General features: G+C 36.5%; 16 protein-coding genes. 5 read left to right on the top strand and 11 right to left on the bottom strand.

The window, feature by feature from the left end; translation table 11 throughout:
• Positions 1–197 precede the first annotated feature (197 nt).
• Positions 198–809 carry an FMN-dependent NADH-azoreductase gene (locus GVN22_RS25510; RefSeq protein WP_166553837.1) on the bottom strand — a complete coding sequence of 204 codons (612 nt, stop codon included), beginning with the start codon at positions 807–809 and terminating at the stop codon, positions 198–200.
• Between the two features lie 111 nt (positions 810–920).
• Between GVN22_RS25510 and GVN22_RS25505 the strand changes: the two genes are divergently transcribed.
• Positions 921–1,268 (top strand): helix-turn-helix domain-containing protein, encoded by a 348-nt coding sequence (locus GVN22_RS25505; protein WP_166553836.1) that lies wholly within the window; start codon positions 921–923, stop codon positions 1,266–1,268.
• Between the two features lie 265 nt (positions 1,269–1,533).
• Here the strand turns inward: GVN22_RS25505 and lodB are convergent, their stop codons facing one another.
• From lodB to GVN22_RS25465, 7 genes are all read right to left on the bottom strand, one after another.
• Positions 1,534–2,637 (bottom strand): lysine-epsilon-oxidase maturase LodB, encoded by a 1,104-nt coding sequence (gene lodB, locus GVN22_RS25500; protein ID WP_166553835.1) that lies wholly within the window; start codon positions 2,635–2,637, stop codon positions 1,534–1,536.
• Positions 2,638–2,641: 4 nt separating this feature from the next.
• Positions 2,642–4,693 (bottom strand): CTQ-dependent lysine 6-oxidase LodA, encoded by a 2,052-nt coding sequence (gene lodA / locus GVN22_RS25495; RefSeq protein ID WP_166553834.1) that lies wholly within the window; start codon positions 4,691–4,693, stop codon positions 2,642–2,644.
• Between the two features lie 1,776 nt (positions 4,694–6,469).
• A complete protein-coding gene (locus GVN22_RS25490) occupies positions 6,470–6,814 on the bottom strand; it encodes a DUF3995 domain-containing protein (RefSeq protein ID WP_166553833.1) in 345 nt (114 codons plus the stop codon).
• Between the two features lie 237 nt (positions 6,815–7,051).
• Positions 7,052–7,864 carry a DUF5694 domain-containing protein gene (locus GVN22_RS25480; protein WP_166553831.1) on the bottom strand — a complete coding sequence of 271 codons (813 nt, stop codon included), beginning with the start codon at positions 7,862–7,864 and terminating at the stop codon, positions 7,052–7,054.
• Between the two features lie 59 nt (positions 7,865–7,923).
• A complete protein-coding gene (locus GVN22_RS25475) occupies positions 7,924–9,063 on the bottom strand; it encodes a hypothetical protein (protein WP_166553830.1) in 1,140 nt (379 codons plus the stop codon).
• A 216-nt stretch (positions 9,064–9,279) separates the two neighbouring features.
• Positions 9,280–10,008, bottom strand: coding sequence for a CPBP family intramembrane glutamic endopeptidase (locus GVN22_RS25470; RefSeq protein WP_166553829.1), 729 nt, complete (start codon positions 10,006–10,008; stop codon positions 9,280–9,282).
• A gap of 585 nt (positions 10,009–10,593) precedes the next feature.
• Positions 10,594–11,133, bottom strand: a complete 540-nt coding sequence (locus GVN22_RS25465) for an AraC family transcriptional regulator (protein ID WP_166553828.1) — start codon at positions 11,131–11,133, stop codon at positions 10,594–10,596.
• Between the two features lie 78 nt (positions 11,134–11,211).
• Between GVN22_RS25465 and GVN22_RS25460 the strand changes: the two genes are divergently transcribed.
• The 4 genes from GVN22_RS25460 (at position 11,212) to GVN22_RS25445 (ending at position 17,782) form a co-directional block, all read left to right on the top strand.
• Positions 11,212–11,838 carry a class I SAM-dependent methyltransferase gene (locus GVN22_RS25460; protein ID WP_166553827.1) on the top strand — a complete coding sequence of 209 codons (627 nt, stop codon included), beginning with the start codon at positions 11,212–11,214 and terminating at the stop codon, positions 11,836–11,838.
• A gap of 345 nt (positions 11,839–12,183) precedes the next feature.
• The gene (locus GVN22_RS25455; protein WP_166553826.1) at positions 12,184–13,242 is read left to right on the top strand and encodes an efflux RND transporter periplasmic adaptor subunit; all 1,059 of its coding nucleotides are present in this window, start codon (positions 12,184–12,186) and stop codon (positions 13,240–13,242) included.
• Positions 13,243–13,323: 81 nt separating this feature from the next.
• Positions 13,324–16,413: an efflux RND transporter permease subunit gene (locus GVN22_RS25450; protein ID WP_166553825.1), complete on the top strand. Its 3,090-nt coding sequence runs from the start codon at positions 13,324–13,326 to the stop codon at positions 16,411–16,413.
• A gap of 67 nt (positions 16,414–16,480) precedes the next feature.
• Positions 16,481–17,782, top strand: coding sequence for a TolC family protein (locus GVN22_RS25445; RefSeq protein ID WP_166553824.1), 1,302 nt, complete (start codon positions 16,481–16,483; stop codon positions 17,780–17,782).
• Between the two features lie 54 nt (positions 17,783–17,836).
• Here the strand turns inward: GVN22_RS25445 and GVN22_RS25440 are convergent, their stop codons facing one another.
• The 3 genes from GVN22_RS25440 to GVN22_RS25430 all read right to left on the bottom strand — a co-directional run bounded on the left by GVN22_RS25440 (position 17,837) and on the right by GVN22_RS25430 (position 19,281).
• Entirely contained in the window at positions 17,837–18,037 is a 201-nt protein-coding gene (locus GVN22_RS25440; protein WP_166553823.1) for a DUF2892 domain-containing protein, read from the bottom strand.
• Between the two features lie 120 nt (positions 18,038–18,157).
• Positions 18,158–18,901: a DUF2071 domain-containing protein gene (locus tag GVN22_RS25435; RefSeq protein WP_205691038.1), complete on the bottom strand. Its 744-nt coding sequence runs from the start codon at positions 18,899–18,901 to the stop codon at positions 18,158–18,160.
• Positions 18,898–19,281 carry a DoxX-like family protein gene (locus GVN22_RS25430; protein WP_166553822.1) on the bottom strand — a complete coding sequence of 128 codons (384 nt, stop codon included), beginning with the start codon at positions 19,279–19,281 and terminating at the stop codon, positions 18,898–18,900. The genes GVN22_RS25435 and GVN22_RS25430 overlap by 4 nt, the downstream gene beginning before the upstream one ends.
• Positions 19,282–19,677 lie beyond the last annotated feature (396 nt).

Raw genomic sequence — 19,677 nt, 5'->3', positions numbered from 1 at the left:
TATCGATTGAGAACTGCCATCCATAACATGCTATGGTGCTACTTCGCAATGCAAAATTCGGGATGACTCATGTTTTTGATACTATATTTCAGAATTGCTCCTATCTATGAAAAGCACAGTAGCGCTGTTGACAAAACCAAGAATTAAAGAATATCCACTCAATTCGGGATGTCTCACGTAGGTTATTCTCGAATCAGCTAGTCGATTACAATACTATCGATTCCTTTTTGCAAAGCATTTTCTTGAAGCACTGGTACGTGAAGACCTTCAGCTCTAAATACGCTCATATCTGTCATGCCAAGAAAACCTAAAAAAGAACGCAAATATGGCGCTACAAAATCATGTGCTTGTCCTTGTTCATCGGTATATACTCCACCTGAACTCATCGCTACATAAACCTTTTTGTCTTTTACAAAACCTTTCGGTAATCCATCTTCTCCATAACCAAAGGTAATTCCACGTCGTGTGATATGGTCTATCCAAGCTTTCAAGGAGCTATGAATGGTTCGATTGACCAATGGTGCTCCAATGACAAGTATATCAGCATCAAATAGTTGGTCAACTAATTGATTGGATAAAATAAGATTTTGTTTGGTGTCGTCTGTTTGATACTCTGTAGGCGTAAACATCGCTTTAAGCGTTTCTGGACTAAGATGAGGGATACCCGTTTCTACCAAATCCAACTGCTCAACGATACTATTTGGATATTTTTCGAGGATTTTGTCGACAATAGCATTGCCAAGTTTTCTACTGAACGACTGCTCACCCATGATACTAGAATTAAGCTGTAATATTTTCTTTGAACTCATTATTTTATTGTTTAAAATTTGTGGTTCAAAGGTAGATAAAGTAAGTATTTGAAAGATAGCAGTTTCCCAAAGGAAAGCGGTTACCTCTAGGAAAGCTATTATGTTTGTATCATGAAAACAAATTTGACAAAAGCGGAGTGCTCAAGCAATCTCAAAAATGTGATTGATGCCTTGTATGTATTGAATGGCAAATGGAAATTGCCTATTGTTTTGAGTCTAGTGAACTCTCCCAAGCGCTTTAATGAGCTCATAAAGGATGTGGAAGGTATTTCCCCAAAAATATTAGCTCAAGAGCTTAAACACCTAGAACAAAATGAGTTGGTTGTGCGAAAGGTATTTGCTACAACTCCAGTAAGTATCGTGTACGAAGCATCCGAATACAGCGAGTCTCTAAAAGACGTATTGAGAACCCTAAGTGATTGGGGCGCTGGTCATAGAAAGAAGATTTTAGGAAGATAAGCTATCTCTGTTTGGAATAATCAATTATTGAATCGACTTTATGTTTATGGGATATTCTAAGAAATAGCTTATCTTCCTAAATCGCCTTAGACCGTTTTCTACTTTTGAACTCCGTAGCTGCGACAGAAAGCTGACTATCTTGAATGTTGTCGCAACTACGGAGCTGATGGAATGACTGATTTCTAGAAAAGTCCTCTTAAACAGACATATTTATGTTGTATAATTGATAAAGCTTATTTCCCGTAAGTGTTTGATTCTGTTTTCTTTAGAAAGAAATTCTTTTTTTCCAAAATGAAGAATATGGCCATCTCTGTTCTTTTCTATAATAGAAACCTTTAGTCTCGTTATAATTGCTCAAGATATTTTGTATGCTTTCTTCGTAGACTTTTAAAGCATTTGGGTTGCTAGAATGATCGGCTATTGCCTTGGCAGCAAAACTCCCAGAACTCATTGCGAAGCCTATTCCCATTGACGAAATAGGATCAAATGAAGCAACAGCATCTCCAACTGCCAAGAAGTGATTTTGACCATCCATTTTAACAAAATGTGAAAATGCATTTCTCGTCCATATCTTATGGATTGTTACAGATGATGGAAGTTTCTTTTGGATATGTTTGGTCTTTAGAATCTCTTTAACCCAATTCTCAGCTTTGTGAAGTTGTTTTTCTTTTACAATATCAGCATCAGAAAATAAGGACACAACAACTTTGTTGTCGGGTAATGTGGCAAAATACCACCAACCATCTTCCACAGTTTCAACAAATATTTCTTGCGTCAAGGCTATATTTTTGTCAAAATGTAAAAAAGTACCTACCGCCACCAGCTCATCATGTTGTTCAAAGTCAAGCCCCACTTTCCTAGCCACATAGCTTTGTCGACCACTTGCATCTACAATGTATTTAGCTTTTATTTTGAATGAGCCTTTGATTTGATGCTCCAATAAAACCTCCCAAAATCCATTCTCAAAAGAAAATTCTAGCGCTTTTGTTCGAGGTAGGACAGTTGCGCCACTTTCAGATACTTTTTTTAGTAACAGTAAATCAAAATTTTCTCTATCAAGCTGATAACTATCATGTTGAGTACTAAATATTGAATGCCTCGAAGAAACATTGGAGTTGCCCCAAGCAGCGAGACTGTCAAATGCAGGTAGGAATGTTTCGTTGTCAAAATCATTTTTAGTAATACCCATGTATTCAAGAATGTCAAAAATGCTAGCATTTACTTGCTCACCCACTCTCATCGTATTGAGATTACTTTGCTCTAAGACTACCACCTTGAAATTGGTGTATCTTAATAAACTTAAAGCGGTGGAAGACCCTGCGGGTCCTCCACCAACGATAAGCACATCTGTTTCAAATGTACCAGTCATAGTGTTATCGTCTAGATCTTGTACCTGAACGAGGGAAACCAAGTCCATCGCTGTGCACCTCAATTTCCTTAAATCCAATACCTTCAAAATGCTCTAGCAATGAGAGTGCTTTTGCATTTTGCGTTTTGGATATTGAAGATTTAGTTTCGATATAAAATACTGGAACAGTCGTAGCGTCATCCTCTGGGTTTCCACTTATTTTCCCAACAGGGACCTCCTCTGAGGTAAATAGCTCATTGTTTCTTTCTGTTTCGAGCAAATAAGGGAATCCGATATTTCCTGCATTTTTATCTCGGATAAAGCCGAGTGCGTACCAGTATTGCACCATTTGAGTAAAGCTGTTTATACCCCTTGCGTAGTTCATTTGCTGTCCAGCAGGGATATTTCCATTAGCAGCTTGTCCTTCTTGAGTCAATTCTCCCACCAATACATCCCACGGGCTTTGAGGTGGCCACCAGTATGAGTAGTACGTAGGAGGGAGTGGAATAGTTGAACCATCTGAAAGCGTTTCCTTATTGACAGCAGGATTGGTAAAATTGATATATTGTATCGTACACTGAAAGAAATCTGCTTGCCATGGACAGGCCATTCGTTTGGTTAAATCACCAGGCTCACAACCGCCACCAGCACATTCGTCTCGCGAAGGCGTAAGTCCGTTGTCGAAATACCAAGCTTCATTTTGGTACTGGAGGATTTGGTACGGTGCTTTATAAACGGTGGGATTTTGCATACTCCACGTTACCTCGATGCCCGGACACATAGGTAATCCAACGCAGTTTCCAACACTAGCTGCATCTAATGGATTGACAGGATATGGCTGAAAGTTCGAATTATTTTCAAAATTTCCGTTTGCCCATTGCTCCATCAAGAATAGTTGCGTGTTATTCAATGCGAGAAATTTCATAATATTGATATTACTCACAGAGTTACTTCCTGAATTGAGCGGCATCATGGGAAAAATATTTTCACCATCTATTTTAAATAGCTCTTCTTGCGGTAAATATGGGGGTTGAGGAGGTTGCGAATCATTCTGTCTAAAATAGGAGAGATAGTTTTGTCTGTTTTGAAGATTATCCGCACTGGCGTCAGAATAATCGAATTGATAACTGGCAAAAGCCATCATTGGCTGGACGTTTGCTACCCATTGATATCTGCTAATTCTATTAATGATGGGTAGTATGTCCCTTTTAAAGTTTGCAGTGAAACTTTGATTATATTGTCCGTTTGAATACAATTCTGGCACCAAATTAAAACACCTTACCCCAACGTCGAACATCGTATCACTTAGATTTGAGATATTGACAATCTCTGGGGCAAAATCAGGTGAACCAACAATACACCAAGCTGATAGCGAGATGGGAGCAGTTCCATCGTTGAAGCTTATTAAACAATACACAGGGCCATCTGAGATATCATCATGCCATGTGCTTGATCCTCCGTAGGAAATCAAAGGAAGGTCGCCTCCTGCATTTCCAAAACCGCCTAAAACGACTAGTCTACCTTGATCATCTGTAACTAAATTCCCAAGCGTTGTAATTCCTACGCCATATTTTGGATTGGTATTAGGATATTGAGCAGGGTAGCCTTCAGGTACATTGGATACGTCAAATCCTATGGATTGTTGTCTGCCGAATATTGATCTTGGACCTGGGTCGATAAATAAATTCTGTCGATCAGTGGTGTTTTCTGGATTCCTTTTGGGAATGTTTTGGTTTTCGTAGCTGTTTTCCTCTCCATAAAGAAGATTACCTTGTAGCTCGCTGTATTGATACCATTCGGCTTTTTTATTAGCCAAATGCACCGTCCACGTAATCGATGCAACATTGGGTGAATCAAGATTGAGCTCTTCGCCTTCGTCCGTTAAGATTTTGAAAGGTTGTCCTTGTCTTTTGACCCGCCCTATGGAGTCTTTAAAACTCGTAATAGGACCAATTTTGTTTCCAAAATTGTCGGAATCATAAGGTAGACCTCCAATACTGTCAGGAGAAAGGCAAATTTCTGTAGGACTGTTGCCTAAGCGGGCAATGCCAATTGAGGGGTGAATGTTTAGATTCATAGTAAAAATTGGTAAAGGTGTTAATAACTCGTAGAATTGGGGTTTTGCAGTAGAGGTTTAAGCAAAAAGAATTAGAATAGGCTTGTTTGGGGGGTAATACTAAGATAATAAGCAATAATAACTCTTTTTTCTCCGACGTAAAACCTTGACCAAAGCTAGGTTTAAGCGCAATAAAATGCAATTTATTCGTGGAATAATTATTGTACGGTAAATTTTTAGTCGATTTTACAATTTTGATATTGCGGTAATTATTTCCTCAATTCGAGTATTATGGGTTTTTACAGGGACAGGTATATTTGGCACTCAAATAAATAGGAAAGCATCTTTGAGTTGAGATGATAGAGGGTTATTATGTAAAATTCTGGAGTTTCGTAATTTAACAGTGCGGAGTAAAATGTTGAAGAAATGTATTAGAAACCCATTTGGTTTGGTATTGAGATTTCTGTCATTTCATAATGGCTTTAATAACTCCAAATACAAATATTAAAAAGCTAATTAGAAGTGCTGAAAGGGCGCCAACAAATGAATATCCAGAATATACGTAGAAGTCAAGGTTTTTGTAGGGATTTTCTAAATTGGCTGATATTACCAAAAGGACTAATCCAACGTTAAAAAGACCAAAATGCCAATATCCTGTCCTATTATTAACAAACTTTCCAATTTTTTGAAGCCCGAGATAAAAAATGGTTATTAATACACAGAAAAAGCCAAATATTAGGTAAATGGGGAGAAAACCTACAACGAACAAAGAGGTATGGAACTGAATATTCATAGTTTGGTTTTCGGAAAAGATACCCAACACTAATGAAAGCACAGAGGTAATGGCAAATAAGTATGGAGGTGTAAATTTCGTGTAATGCATAGTGTCTAAGAATTGAAGATAACTATTGAAATTAATAATTATTTATGAGATAGTGCATAGTAAGTGTCTGATAGTGAATAAATTAACAATTAGGTGATTTTTTGTTAACAAATCCGACTTCAATGGAACCTCAAACAGCAGTTCCGAGGTATTACACAACATACTGCAATATTTCAAAATCATTGACTTTTTTATGAGTTGATAACCTGACAGTAATTGACTGTAATTTTTATAGAATCCCAAGAAAGCAAGAGTGGTGGATTGCATTCCAGCACTGATGACTATTATCTTAAAAGCTATTCCTATTTTGATCGAACAATTATTTTTACGGTAGCATTTGAATGATCCCCGTTCATTGTTGACACCTTTGATACTCTAAATTCAGTATTCTCATTAATTACCTTTGTTAATTTAGATGCCTCTGATTGACGGTCTAATTCAGTCCAACTAAATTCATCATCAGGCTTACAACTGAAGAACTCATAAGGATACTCTTGTTTATTTACTGCTATGTTTAACTTCGCAGGAAGCAAGCTACCATAGTGCAGATTACAATCAGGGACTCGCCCATCATTTACACTAGTAAGCGTGAATACATAAATGCTATTATTGAATTCAATTTTGGTCTCTTATCCAGATTGAACTTCAATAATTTTTTCACTCTCTTTAGTCGGAACTATATCACTTTTACATCCTGAATAGATTGATAACAAAAAGAAGCTTGCTATTAAAGAACTATTGATTGTTTTCATTGTAATTATTAAGGTTAAAGATGCGAATATTTTGTATTGTAAGGTAGTAATAGGTTTCGGTTAATGTACTTTTCACTCCTAAATTCATTACCAGCGCACACACAGAATCATTTCACACAATAGAAATCCAGCACTAGCATATATCAATGTCTATTGTATCTACTATGATTTCATTTCTAGAATTATGGTCAAAATTCCAATCAATAAACATAAGGAGGAATAATATTTTGAGTCATTTAAACCAAAATAAGTGTTCTTTATTTTCTTGAAAAATCCTACGTAATGAAAGTCGCCAATTGCTCGCAGGATAAAAATGCCAGCTATAATTCCAAGTCCATATTGATTAAGCCAATCTGGTGTATCAAGCATAATTAAGTTCCCTTTTTTAAGTATAAAAATACCAAAACTTAATGTGCCCAATGCCACTATTAAAGTAGGCAACATGCTTGGGTTCAAAACTTTGGTGCTATTGTCTTCTTTTGTTGGTAATACCGCATCGCTACCCATTTACCTCCAAAAGCCCAATAAACGTGAATTGAGGAAATAAATAAGAATATCAAGAATAGAGTTATAGAAATAAAGGGAATCATTGTTAAATGAGTTATAAGTCTAGTGTTTTGGGTTTAAATTGTTGATTTGTAGGTAATTAAATCCAAAGGTGTTTTCTGTTGATTTTGCCAGTACCTACGGAGTATTAGATTTTCATATATCTAATACTCCGTAAGATTAAAATATTGCAGGGGCTTATTTAAACACGTCTGACAATTCAACAATCTCAAAATAGGGATGATCTTCAAAAAGGTGCCTTATTAAAGCTGTATGAGCACTACCATATAGTACAACTATTACTTTGTCATTCTTAATGTCGATGTTGCGGATAATATTGGTGAAAATTTTCAAATTTCTATCATACCAAGATAGCGCAAAAGATTCTCCAACATAACTGCTGTCTTTGCCATAACCAAGCGCATAATGTAAGTAATCAAACATGTGTGCTTGTCGGTTATAGGCATTATTAAGCTGAATATAATATTGTGGTAAGGTTAAATCCTTCAGTTTCTCCTGCTTTTTGGTGAAGGGATATTTAATATCAAAAAAAGGATATGAATTTGTAGTATCGTTTTGATGTGCTTTTTCGTATTCTTCAATTAATGAATATGGCAATTCTTGTCTACTGTCGGAGGCAATAAGTTTTGCATTGTTGAGTAAAGCCGTTCGAAACGCAATTTGAATTCCTTCTTCTCTTAATACAACGGTGTCTGTTAAAGCTTTGTTTTTGTATTTTTCAAAAAGTGAATCTTGTTTACTTTGACCTTTAACGGGTCTTTCTAAAAAGAATTTATTTACACCGAATCGGGCAAGATTTTTTGCCATACTCTCCAATTCGCTTTGTCGTTTTACGGAAAACAAGTCTGGAAATGAAGTTTTACCTCTGTCGGAGGTTGCACCATAATGGAAAGTACCCAACAGTATGACTTTTACTTTGGGATTTTCTGTTTGTCCGAAGGTGCTGAAAGTAGCTAGAAGACTAAAAAATATAAAGTAAACTTTTCTCATCAGAGATGCTTTTTTTAATGGTTTGATTCGATTATGAAAATGAAAATTAGCCACTCCTTTTATTTCATCACTTCTGGTGAAACCACGATAAAATCATACTTGTCAATAATCTGATAAGTAGCTTCACTCAAAGTTGTATCGTATTTATATCTGATTCTTAATGGTCGTAAATCCACCACTATCCAAAGATCTTTGTTGTATAATTTCAAAAACTCATCGGGATACTCTCCGTCTGGGTCTGTTAAATCATCTATGAGTTCTCCTTTTTCAGTAAGATAATATCGGTTTAGGAAAAATACATTGGCAAAACCTGTTTGATTGCGTTGTGAAAGTTCGTACACAGAATTACCGATGTCATATAAACGAGTCGAAAGATTTAGTCCTTTGGCTAAATGATTTGCCCCAATTTTGAAGAATACTTTTTCGTTTTTAGACTTTGTATGGTCATAATATTGGTAAAAATTCTTTTTCATCAGAGTAGCTCTCATGAAGTTATCGTCTTCATAATAGATAGTTCTGGAAATTTTAATATTCTCTAAAGCTGCCTTGAATACTGGCTGAGAAATGCCCTTTTTTAAGCTATCAAGTAATTTAACTTTTGGCATCCACCATTTAGCAATCAAACTATCGTGTACCGCCTGATATTTTGCCTTAAGTTTGGGAGGTTGCGCATTAAAAACCTTATTGATGACATAACTAAATGCCATTTGATATTCTTGATCGATACCCCAAATGTTATAACTGTATTTATGGGCGGTTACCAGCATTTCGGCATCCTCTCTAGTTCGAAAGAAGGGAAAGGTGCCATATTTTCCTTTGTCTTTCGACAATGTGAGTATGGTATCCACTGGATTTCTTGTACCTGAAATCCTTGTTAATTCATTTGCCACAAATGGACTTGTTTCGATGCACCAATTTTTGAATCCAAATTTAGACGCTGCTTCAAGCGCATAATTAGATAATTGTGAAAGTTGCGTTGAATTGTGGTATTCTCCCCAAGCGACAAATTGATTCTCAGAAAATTGTTTTTCCATAACTTCCCAGCCTTTTCCGATAGGCTTTTTTCCATCAAATTGAAAAGAGTTGGTGTTTTCTAAGACTAGTTTATTAAATCTCGTAGAATCAACTTTAGTTTTTGAAGTTTGTCCAAAACAGAGATTTGCAGTAAGAATGGTAGCTACCAGTAGAATTGTTTTCATTTTTTTGTTAATGAGCATAGTTAGAGGTTTTCAGTGGAGTGGAATAAAATTATTGCCTAATATACGCTTTTATGCTTTATTTCAAATATATCAAAATAGGATTTAAAATTGATTAAAATAAAAGTTTTTTGCTGTCAAGTTAGTTCTGTTAAATAGAGTCCTTAGAAAAAATGAGTGCTGGACAGGAATCCAGCACCAGCTCGGAGGAGTTGGCTATTATTTTATCATTCTAATTAGAAACATGATGAAATTGCACATATTATGAGAAATAATCGCTTGCAATATACTTTTACTTTTGATGGAAATCCAACCCCAAAGGTATCCATAAAATGATGTCCAAATAATTGGATAATAGTCAAAATACAATTTATAATTATTTGTTATTGTAAGTCCATGAACCAAACCAAATAATAGTGCAACAAATAACACACTTGGATTCCCAATGTTAGTATTCAATACTGTAATACCCTCCTTGAAGCATGGTATGATAAGACCTAATAAGATTGCTCTAAACATAATTTCTTCATCAACTCCAGGTAAAGTCATTTGAAATAAAAGTGTTTCAGCATCGAATGAAATGGAAGTGTCAAAATATGAAAAGAGTGCAATACAGACAGGAAAAGAGGAAATTGATAGTGTTTTAAGAAATGACTCTTGCTCTTGTCTCAACTTTATAAAGTCATGGGGCTTTAATTCTTTTTGCAAAAGGTAATATATCAGTACCCCAAAAATAGAGGAGAAAATTTTCCCCGTCCAATTCCATTTGCTATGAATAAACTGGACTTCAGATATTGTTATAGGTAGTTTTAATATTATTTGATAAAATATGAATATCAGAGAAAAAAGCACCACTTTTTTAATTTGATTTCTATCTGAAATGAAAAGAGGAATTAGTGGGAGTAGCACTAAAATTGGTAAAATGCTTTCAATAATTATTTTCATCATGATATTCTATTGGGTGTATATCAAATTGCTATAGAGATCTTGAATCTAAATGCAAGAAACAGATTTTCTGAAGATAAGCATAAATACTGAAATCTATTTTATAACCTTTTCCTACTTATCATAAAATGATGAAATGTAAAAATAGTAATATTTTATGATAAAATCCTTAGAAGAGTGAGTGCTGGATAGGAATACAGCACTAGCTCGGATATATTTGTATTGTGATGCTTGGTAAAGCCTCTTGTCCTCAGATAACGTAACCAAGTTTAAGAACTTAAGACTCGCTTTTAGCGGGTCTTTTCTTTTATGTACTTTTCATAAAGAGAACTAACTATATAATTGTGTAGGCAAGGCATAGAGTGTACTCCTTATGTATTTTTTAAATTGAATCATATATTTTGCTGTTATCCTATTTTCTAATGGTTCGAACTCATTTTAAAACTATGGATTTATTTCTAAATGAACAACCCATTAGGCTTTTAATTAAATAAGCACATGGTAGGGTATTGAATATGGTTGTTTGGGTTGCTTTACTCTTTACATTATCAAATCATTTATACAGCAAAAAGTGAGACAACATAACACTCACTTTCCCACCCTCCTAAACTCACTAGGTGTAACTCCTTTCACTTTCTTAAATTGATTCGATAGATGCTGAACACTGCTATAGCCTAGTTGGTTGGCTATTTCGCTAATATTGAGCTGGTTATAGGAGAGGAGTTCGCTTGCTTTTTGGATTTTTTGCTCTATCAGATACTGCTCAATGGTCTGATGCTCAGATTCTGAAAATAGCTGACTTAGCACTTTGTAGTCTTTTCCGACGCTGTCTGCCAATAATACTGAGAATTTTAAGGTGGTATCTATCGGTTCTTCACTTTGTAGATATTCTGTTATATATCCCTTGATTTGACTCACGGTTTGTTCTTGTTTATTGGCCAATATTTCAAACCCAAAGGCTTCGAGCTTACTGAAAATTATCTGTTGTTCTTGGGTGTTTAAATCCTTTGGGGTTTCTACTAGTCCTAATTCTACCGTTTGTGGGAATACGTTGGCTTGTTCGAACACTTGTCGAACTACATATTTGCAACGATCGCATACCATATTTTTTATATATACCTTTGTCATATTTCGCTGTACTATTTTTCCTTTTCGGAAGATTTTATCACTAAATTAATGCCTATTCTAACATAATGGATACTTCGGATGGAAAACAAAAATTTTGATTTTATTGCTCCCTATTATGATAAATTAGTTAAACTGGTATTCGGCAATAGACTTCGAGTGGCACAAGTACAATTGTTGACGCTATTACCCAAAAACCAACGAATCTTACTGATTGGAGGAGGAACAGGCTGGATATTACCAGAATTGATACGTATTTGTCAACCTTCGGAAATCGTATATCTTGAAAAATCGGCACAAATGTTGTCATTAAGTCAGAATCAAGTACCTAAGGATTGCCCTATTGTTTGGGTTTGTGGGGGAGAAGAGAAATTGCTCGATTTGGGACAGTTTGACCTGATTTTTACCCCTTTTGTACTAGATTTATTTCCCGAACCAGCACTTGAGTTACATATTATTCAACCTTTGCATTCTGTTCTGAAACCCGCTGGAATGTGGTTGTTGGTAGACTTTTTTCCAACAAATCATTTTTATTTTACCTTCCTTACTAAAATCATGTTTGCGTTTTTTAGATATGTTAGTGGCGTAACCAATGCTCAGTTGGCAGACTACCCCAAACTTTTGTCTAGGAACAACTTTACACTGAAACATTCCAAAGAATGGATGAAGGGATATGTCAAAGCACAACTCTGGCAAAAATCAGATTAACCTTATCTTGATACACTATAAAAAATCATGTCGGATATTATAAGGCGTTGGGCGAAATAAAACTCAATTTCGTATAAAAGCGGTCAGCAAGTTTCCTGAAATTTAGTAAGTTGGACAGATTTATTAATGAGCGCGGAGTTTGAAGTGTGGGGTTTTGAGTTTTAAAATTGACAAAATAGGTAGTGTAAATAAGACGAAGAAGTAAAAAAGAAACTTTACAATGATGGTATGGCGTGGGTTAGGTTTATTATTTACTATACTAAATTCAAAACTCATCATTCATCATTCAAAACTTATATAATAGACCCTCAAATTAAAAGACCAAATAAATAGTTACAATCAAATATGAAAACACATTTCTCTCCACTAACACCGAAGGTTGCGGTAGCATTATGCTTCCTGATGGCTGGTTGTCATAGCAAGAAAAAAGAGGAATCAGGCAAAAAAGAAGATAAGCCTGTAATCGTAGATGTCGTAGTGGCCTATCCAGAGTCCGTTTCCAATGTAATTGAGGCAAATGGGTCGGTTGTAGCGAATGAGTACGTAGAACTACACCCAGAAATCAGTGGGCGATTGACTTTCTTGAATGTTCCGGAAGGTACTACCGTTGCCAAAGGTACGGTGATTGCCAAAATTTATGATGGCGATTTACAAGCGCAATTGCTAAAACAAAAGGTTCAGTTAGAATTGGCAGAGAAAACAGAACAACGTTTGTCGAAATTATTAGCTGTAAATGGTATCAACCAAGCTGACTATGATGCAGCCTTGAATACGGTAAATTCTCTGAAAGCCGATATGGTATATACGCAGGCTCTTTTGGAGAAAACAGTATTAAAAGCACCTTTTGCAGGTATCGTTGGCTTAAGAAAAGTTAGTAATGGTGCTTATATTACTCCAACGACGATTATTGCGACCATTCAACAGACCTCAGTTTTGAAGGTAGATTTTACACTTCCGGAAGAATATTCCTCTTCAATTAAAAAAGGATCTGTGGTTGATGTAGAAATCGATGCGGGAGGCAAAACTCGTTGCAAGGCTAATGTGATCGCTATTGAGCCTCAAATTAATTTGACGACGCGCAATATTCAAGTACGTGCGATTCTTCAAAAATGCAATGCCAATCCGGGTACATTTGCTAAAGTATATATCAATAGCGCCGTTGATAAAAATAGCATTATGATTCCTACCAATGCGATTATCCCTGATGATAAAAATAAAAAACTCGTGTTGGTGAAAAACGGCAAATCTGTATTTACGAACGTGACGACGGGTGTACGTACGGAAGAATTCGTAGAAATTAAAAGTGGTGTAAGTATTGGCGATACTGTAGTAGTTGGAGGTGTATTGTTTGCTCGTGACGGAAAAGACGTAAAAGTGAGAAAGGTAGAGCGTTCGGATAAATAGTTTTTTTCTAAGAAAAAGAAAAATCCATTTATCCATTCAATCAACAGCGTCATTTGTTTACTAAAGCATTAGATTAATTTTATGAATATTTCTGAATTATCACTAAAGAGACCCATATTCGCTACCGTGATGAATATCTTGATTGTACTTTTTGGTGCAGTTGGGTTTTCATTTTTGTCGGTAAGGGATTATCCTGCGATTGACCCTCCGATTGTTACGGTGTCTACTTCCTATACAGGTGCTAACCCTGATATTGTCGAAAACCAAATTACCGAACCTCTCGAAAAAGAAATCAACGGTATTCCTGGGATTCGTTCTATTACTTCATCAAGTACTTTGGGTAGAAGTACGATTACAGTTGAGTTCAACCTTGGCTCTGACTTAGAGGCTGCAGCCAGTGATGTACGTGACAAGGCTGCTCAAGCGTCTCGTAACTTACCACAAGATATTGATGCACCACCTGTAGTGTCAAAAGCCGATGCCAACTCCGACTTCATTTTGTTGCTAGCGATTCAAAGTAAGTCAAAAAGTCTTTTGGAGTTGAGTGATTATGCTGAGAACGTTTTACAACAACGTTTTCAAACGATTAATGATGTAAGTGGTATCAACATTTTGGGTCAGAAGCGCTATGCCATGCGTTTGTGGTTGAAACCCGACTTGATGAACTCGCACAATATTTCTTTTACAGATTTACAAAATTCGCTTTCTCGTGAAAACGTAGAAATTCCAGCAGGGAAAATTTACGGAGCAAATACGGAAATGACTATACGTGCAATGGGTCGCTTGACTACAGAGCAACAGTTCCGTGATTTGATTATTCGTCAAGATGCGGATGGCATTGTGCGTTTGGGCGATATTGCAGAAATCGAATTAGGACCTGAAAGTTTAGAAACGTCTTGGAAATTCAATGGTGTTCCTGCTGTTGGTATGGCGCTTGTGCCTCAACCTGGCGCGAATTATATCGATATTGCCGATGAGTTTTATAAGCGTTTGGAAGAAATTAAAAAGGAGAATAAATCGGATATCGAATTCAAGCTTTTGATTGACAATACCAAAAACGTTCGTAACTCTTTGAAAGAAGTAGAAGAAACCTTGATTATCTCTTTAGGATTGGTAATCATCGTAATTTTCTTGTTCTTCCGTGACTGGCTTATTGCCATCCGTCCATTGGTCGATATTCCCATTTCATTGATTGCGACTTTCTTTGTGATGTATTGGGCTGGATTCTCCATCAACGTATTGACTTTGCTGGGTATCGTGTTGGCAACAGGACTCGTGGTGGATGATGGTATTGTAGTTACTGAAAATATTTTCCGAAAATTGGAAGAAGGTATGCCAATTCGCAAAGCGGCATTGGAAGGTAGTAAGGAAATTTTCTTTGCCGTTATTTCTACATCCTTGACGTTGGCAGTTGTGTTCTTACCTGTAATTTTCTTGCAAGGCTTTGTGGGTAGCTTGTTCCGTGAGTTTGGTATTGTAGTAGCAGGTGCCGTACTGATTTCGGCCTTTGTCTCACTGACCATAACACCAGTACTCAACGTGGTAATGAGTCGCAAGAAACATTCTTATGGTTGGTTCTATCTGAAAACTGAACCGTTTTTCGTAGGCATGGAAAATGGATACAAACGAATGCTCAATGGTTTCATGAATATCCGTTGGATGGCATGGGTTATTGTAGTGGTTTGTGCAGGTATTATCTGGTTTGTAGGAAAAGATATTCAATCAGAAATTGCCCCAATGGAAGATAAAAGCTCAGTTCGTTTTACGATTACAGCGCCAGAAGGTTCGAGTTTTGATTTTACGAAAAATGTAGCAGAAGAACTTACCACTTATTTGAACGACTCTGTTCCAGAAATGGACTTTGTGTTTAATGCAGTGCCAGGGTTTGGGGGTAGTGGAGGTACCAACTCGTCTATTGCTCGTGTAGGTTTGGTTGCGCCGACCGAACGTAAGCGTAGTCAGCAAAAAATTGCTAAAGACCTCAATGAGAAACTTTCGCAGTTTAACAATGCACGTATTTTTGCGGTACAAGAACAAACTATTTCGGTAGGTTCTGGTTCGAGAAGCTCATTGCCTGTACAGTTCGTTATTCAAAACGTTGACTTGAACAAAATCAAAACGGTATTGCCAAAGTTCTTGGAAGAAGCTCGTAATGAAAAAACCTTCCAGAACGTTGACGTAAACTTGAAGTTTAACAAACCTGAACTCTTAATGACTTTTGACCGTATCAAAATCAAAGATTTGGGCTTGTCGACACAAGAAGTAGTAAGTGCAGTTCAAGGCGCTTTCTCAGGTCGTCGTTTGGCTTATTTTACCATGAATGGTCGCCAGTATCAAGTAATAGGGCAGGTAGAAAGAACAGATCGTAAGCAACCTTTGGATATTACCAATGTATATGTGACGAACTCAAGAGCAGAAAGAATTCCTTTGAGTGCAGTTGTGAAGTTAGAAGAAAGTAGTAACCCTTCTACAATCTATCACTTCAACCGTCTGAAATCTGCGATTATCTCAGCGTCTTTGGCTGAAGGTAAAACAATTGGAGATGGGGTAAAAGCCATGCAAAAAATTGCAGGTAAAACCTTAGATAATACTTTCCAAACAGCCTTGAATGGTCCATCTCGTGACTATGCCGAAAGTTCTTCAAATACAAGTTTCGCTTTTGGTTTGGCTTTGGTGTTGATTTATTTGCTATTGGCGGCTCAGTTTGAAAGCTTCAAAGACCCATTAACAATCATGTTGACAGTACCTTTGGCTTTGGCAGGGGCTTTGTTGAGTTTGTGGATTTTTAATCAAACCTTGAATATCTTCTCACAAATCGGGATGATTATGTTGATTGGCTTGGTAACCAAAAACGGTATCTTGATTGTTGAGTTTGCTAACCACAAACGTGCCGAAGGTTTACCAATCTTTGAAGCAGTAGTAGAGGCTTCAGCACAACGTTTACGCCCTATTTTGATGACCAGTTTGGCAACCTCGTTGGGCGCTTTACCTATTGCGATGTCCTTGGGTGCAGCAGCTACCAGCCGTATTCCTTTGGGGATTGTAGTGGTAGGAGGTATTTTGTTCTCTTTAATTTTGACACTCTTGGTAATTCCAGCGGTTTATACCTTTATCTCTGGAAAGAAAGACCACCAACCAGAGTCAGAAGAGGAGGCCGAACTTCAAGCATAATCAAGGGTAGTTTACGCAATTAAGCTGCTCAACCTTAATTTTCAGGCAATTGAAAATGCAAATAGCAATGAAAAAAAGACTTTCTTATATACTCTTGGCTACGTGTTTGCCCTCTTGGCTAATGGCACAAGACCGTGTTACTCTGTCGGATGCGGTAAATACAGCGCTCAAGAATAGCTTGGACATCCAAATCGCAAAAAACGCACTGAATGTCGCAAGTATCAACAATAATAGAGGTGTAGCTGGAGCCTTGCCAACCGTAAACGGTAGTGCTACCAATACCCAACAAATTACCACCTTGAATCAGGAGTTGAGTAACGGAACTTCAACAAATCGTTCAAACGTAGGAGCAAACAATACCAACGTCAATGTTACGGGTACAATGGTGTTGTACAATGGTAACAGAATTATGACTACCAGAAAACGTTTGGATGAACTACAAAAACTGAGTCAAACCCAGTTGAATAGTGTCGTTCAAGGAATTTTGGCAGACGTAATGTTGAAGTATTATGCGGTGGTTCAGCAACAAAATTTTTCGACTACTCTTGAAAAGTCCTTAGAAGTATCCAAACAACGTTTGTCTATCATTGAATCAAGACGTTCAGTGGGTATGTCGAACGATGCAGATTTGATTCAAGCAAAATTGGATGTCAACGCACAACTTCAGTCTATTCAGTCTCAAAAGCTCGTAATCGAACAAGCCAAAACGGATTTGCTTCGTGCGATGACGCAACAAACGGAATCTTCTATTGCGATTCAGGATACTATTTTGATTGATAATAAATTGGATTGGGAGGCACTAAAAACGAGTATTAATTCTCATCCTGATATTGTAGCGGCTGACCAACAAATTACGATTAATCAATTTTTGGAAAAAGAGACGAAAGCTCGTATGTCTCCAACACTCAATCTAAATGCTGGGGTGAGTTATATCCGAAGCCAAAGTGCAGCAGGTTTGACATTATTGAACCAAACTTATGGTCCATCACTTGGGCTCAATTTGACAGTTCCAATTTATACAGGTTCAGTAAACTCTCGACAGGTACAAATTGCAGGTATCAATACGCAAACAGCTAGAATCCAAAAAGAAACGCTAATTCAAAATTATCAGGCAAATGCGACAAAAGCGTGGCAATCATACACAAATGCCTTGAAATTGTTGGAAACTGAAAAGCAAAACTATGAGCTAGCAAATAACCTACTCAAAGTGGTTATGAATCAATTTAAGCTCGGTCAAGCAACTATCGTGGATGTGAAATTAGCACAGCAAAGTTTCGAAAACTCTGGTTATCGTTTGAATAATTTGAGCTATTCGGCAAAACTCGCTGAAATTAATTTAAAACAACTCGCATACAAACTTGAATTATAATTCTTTCTAAGTGATAAAAGAAAAGCCCTTCTTGATGGAGGGCTTTTTTGTTTTCTATTTCTTACAAGTAGATATTCCCAAAAGGGTATAAAGTGGACAAAAGCTGATAAGACTTGTTAAAACAAATACGCCAGCAATAACCACAGCGATGATTCCAACAGTACCCGTGAGTGTTCCCGTGAAATACAACACCGCAACGATGATCGCAATGATTATACGAATTAATTTGTCGGTACTTCCCATGTTCTTTTTCATAGTATGAGTTGTTTGGATATAAATGGGTTTTAAATGATGTCATAAATATCCCTTTTATTCAAATGCCATACTGTGATAATTGTTACATAAAAATCTGATTTTGAGAAGTTTGTTTTAGCTTTAAAAATTTTCTATCTTACCAGCTTTCCACTCGTAAGGAATATTTTCAACGACAAATCCACTGGCTAACCGAAATTGACTATTGTTCAATTGATTGATATAATCACTTGAAAATTTAAGAATTTGAATCGGTTTAGGTTGCCAAAATTCTCTTTTACCCTCCACAATTACTACCTCTTTTCTCATGTTGTTTACGGAAAAAGTAAATGGTAACGGTCCCGCAAAGCGTCGAGCTTCTTTCCAATCTGTAAAAGGAGAGCTGGTGGGTAACCCAATGTCTGACTCAAGAGTTGTTTTAAAACGCATTTGAAATCCTCCAGATTTTGACCGAAATAGTACACTATCAGACTGGATAGTTTTTTGAATATCAATCGTTTTGTATTGGTAGTTAGTGAAAATATTCCCTAGAAATTCCATTTTTCTCTTATCTGTTTCAGATTTAAGAATATATAAACCTCTGAGATTTTTACCTTTTGAATTGGTATATCGCACAAAAATCCGATAGCCAGTGAGCGTAAAATCATTTCCTAACAAAGCGGAAAAACTCTTTGGACGCAGGTTTTGAGTTTCTACCAAAGCCATAGCCACAAATCCCCAATAATTTTGGAAAGTATCAAGTGTTAAAGGAGCTGGAATTAACTTTTCAAGAATACTTTTTTCAACTGCACAAGTTACAACAACCGACTGTTTGAAGAATGCTTCTACAGGAAAGGGATGCGATTGTAGTTTTGGGAAAATATTCATGCCTGTTTGGGAATAGGTTTGAACACAAAAGCGTGTAGATAGATCATTAGACAAAAAAGTGTTGCAAATAAGATGTTCCAAGCACCCCATAAGAGCCATTTTTGAGCTAATTGAAACTCCAGAAGGTTCATGGACATAATAATCCCAATTTGAAAAATAGCTATTAATTTTGGTTGAATGTTGAGATAAATCACAATTCCCAAACATATCTCAAGCACACCAATTAGCATAGTTAGTTCATGGCTGTAGGTAGCTCCCAAAATTGTTTCAACAATCTGCTCATGTCTCGGAACTTGCCCCAAAACCTTACAATAAAGCCCATTCAGTAGCCAAACGGTAGCGATAAAATGCCTGAAGTAGTCATGTAGAGATTGAGTCATGGTGTCTTTTCTTTTTATGGGTGGCAAGAAGACTAATTTTAATACAAATAGAATTTGCACTTCGGATAGGGTAAATAGTACGTATCCTGACAAATTTAGAAGTAATTTAGCCTATTTATTGCGATTCAGAAAGAAATTTATCAAACGATTTTCTGCATTAAACGTTATTTTGACTCCTTAAACCATTGAATGAGTAAATGAATGTTGAGAAATAATTATGAATTTTACTAGTAGAGACGCAATGCTTTGCGTCTAAAGAGGTATCATTCTGAATTATAATATCGAAGCTGTTTAAACTTTTCAAAAGACATATTTTATGGATTAATTCTTCGTCTTACTTTTTGTCTTGATACAAAAAGTAACAAAAAAATCAAGAATTTATAAACTCGCTTCGCT

The organism is Cellulophaga sp. BC115SP, from assembly GCF_009905545.1.
GTDB lineage: Bacteria > Bacteroidota > Bacteroidia > Cytophagales > Spirosomataceae > Flectobacillus > Flectobacillus rivi.
This window is presented reverse-complemented; position numbering and strand designations above follow the sequence as displayed.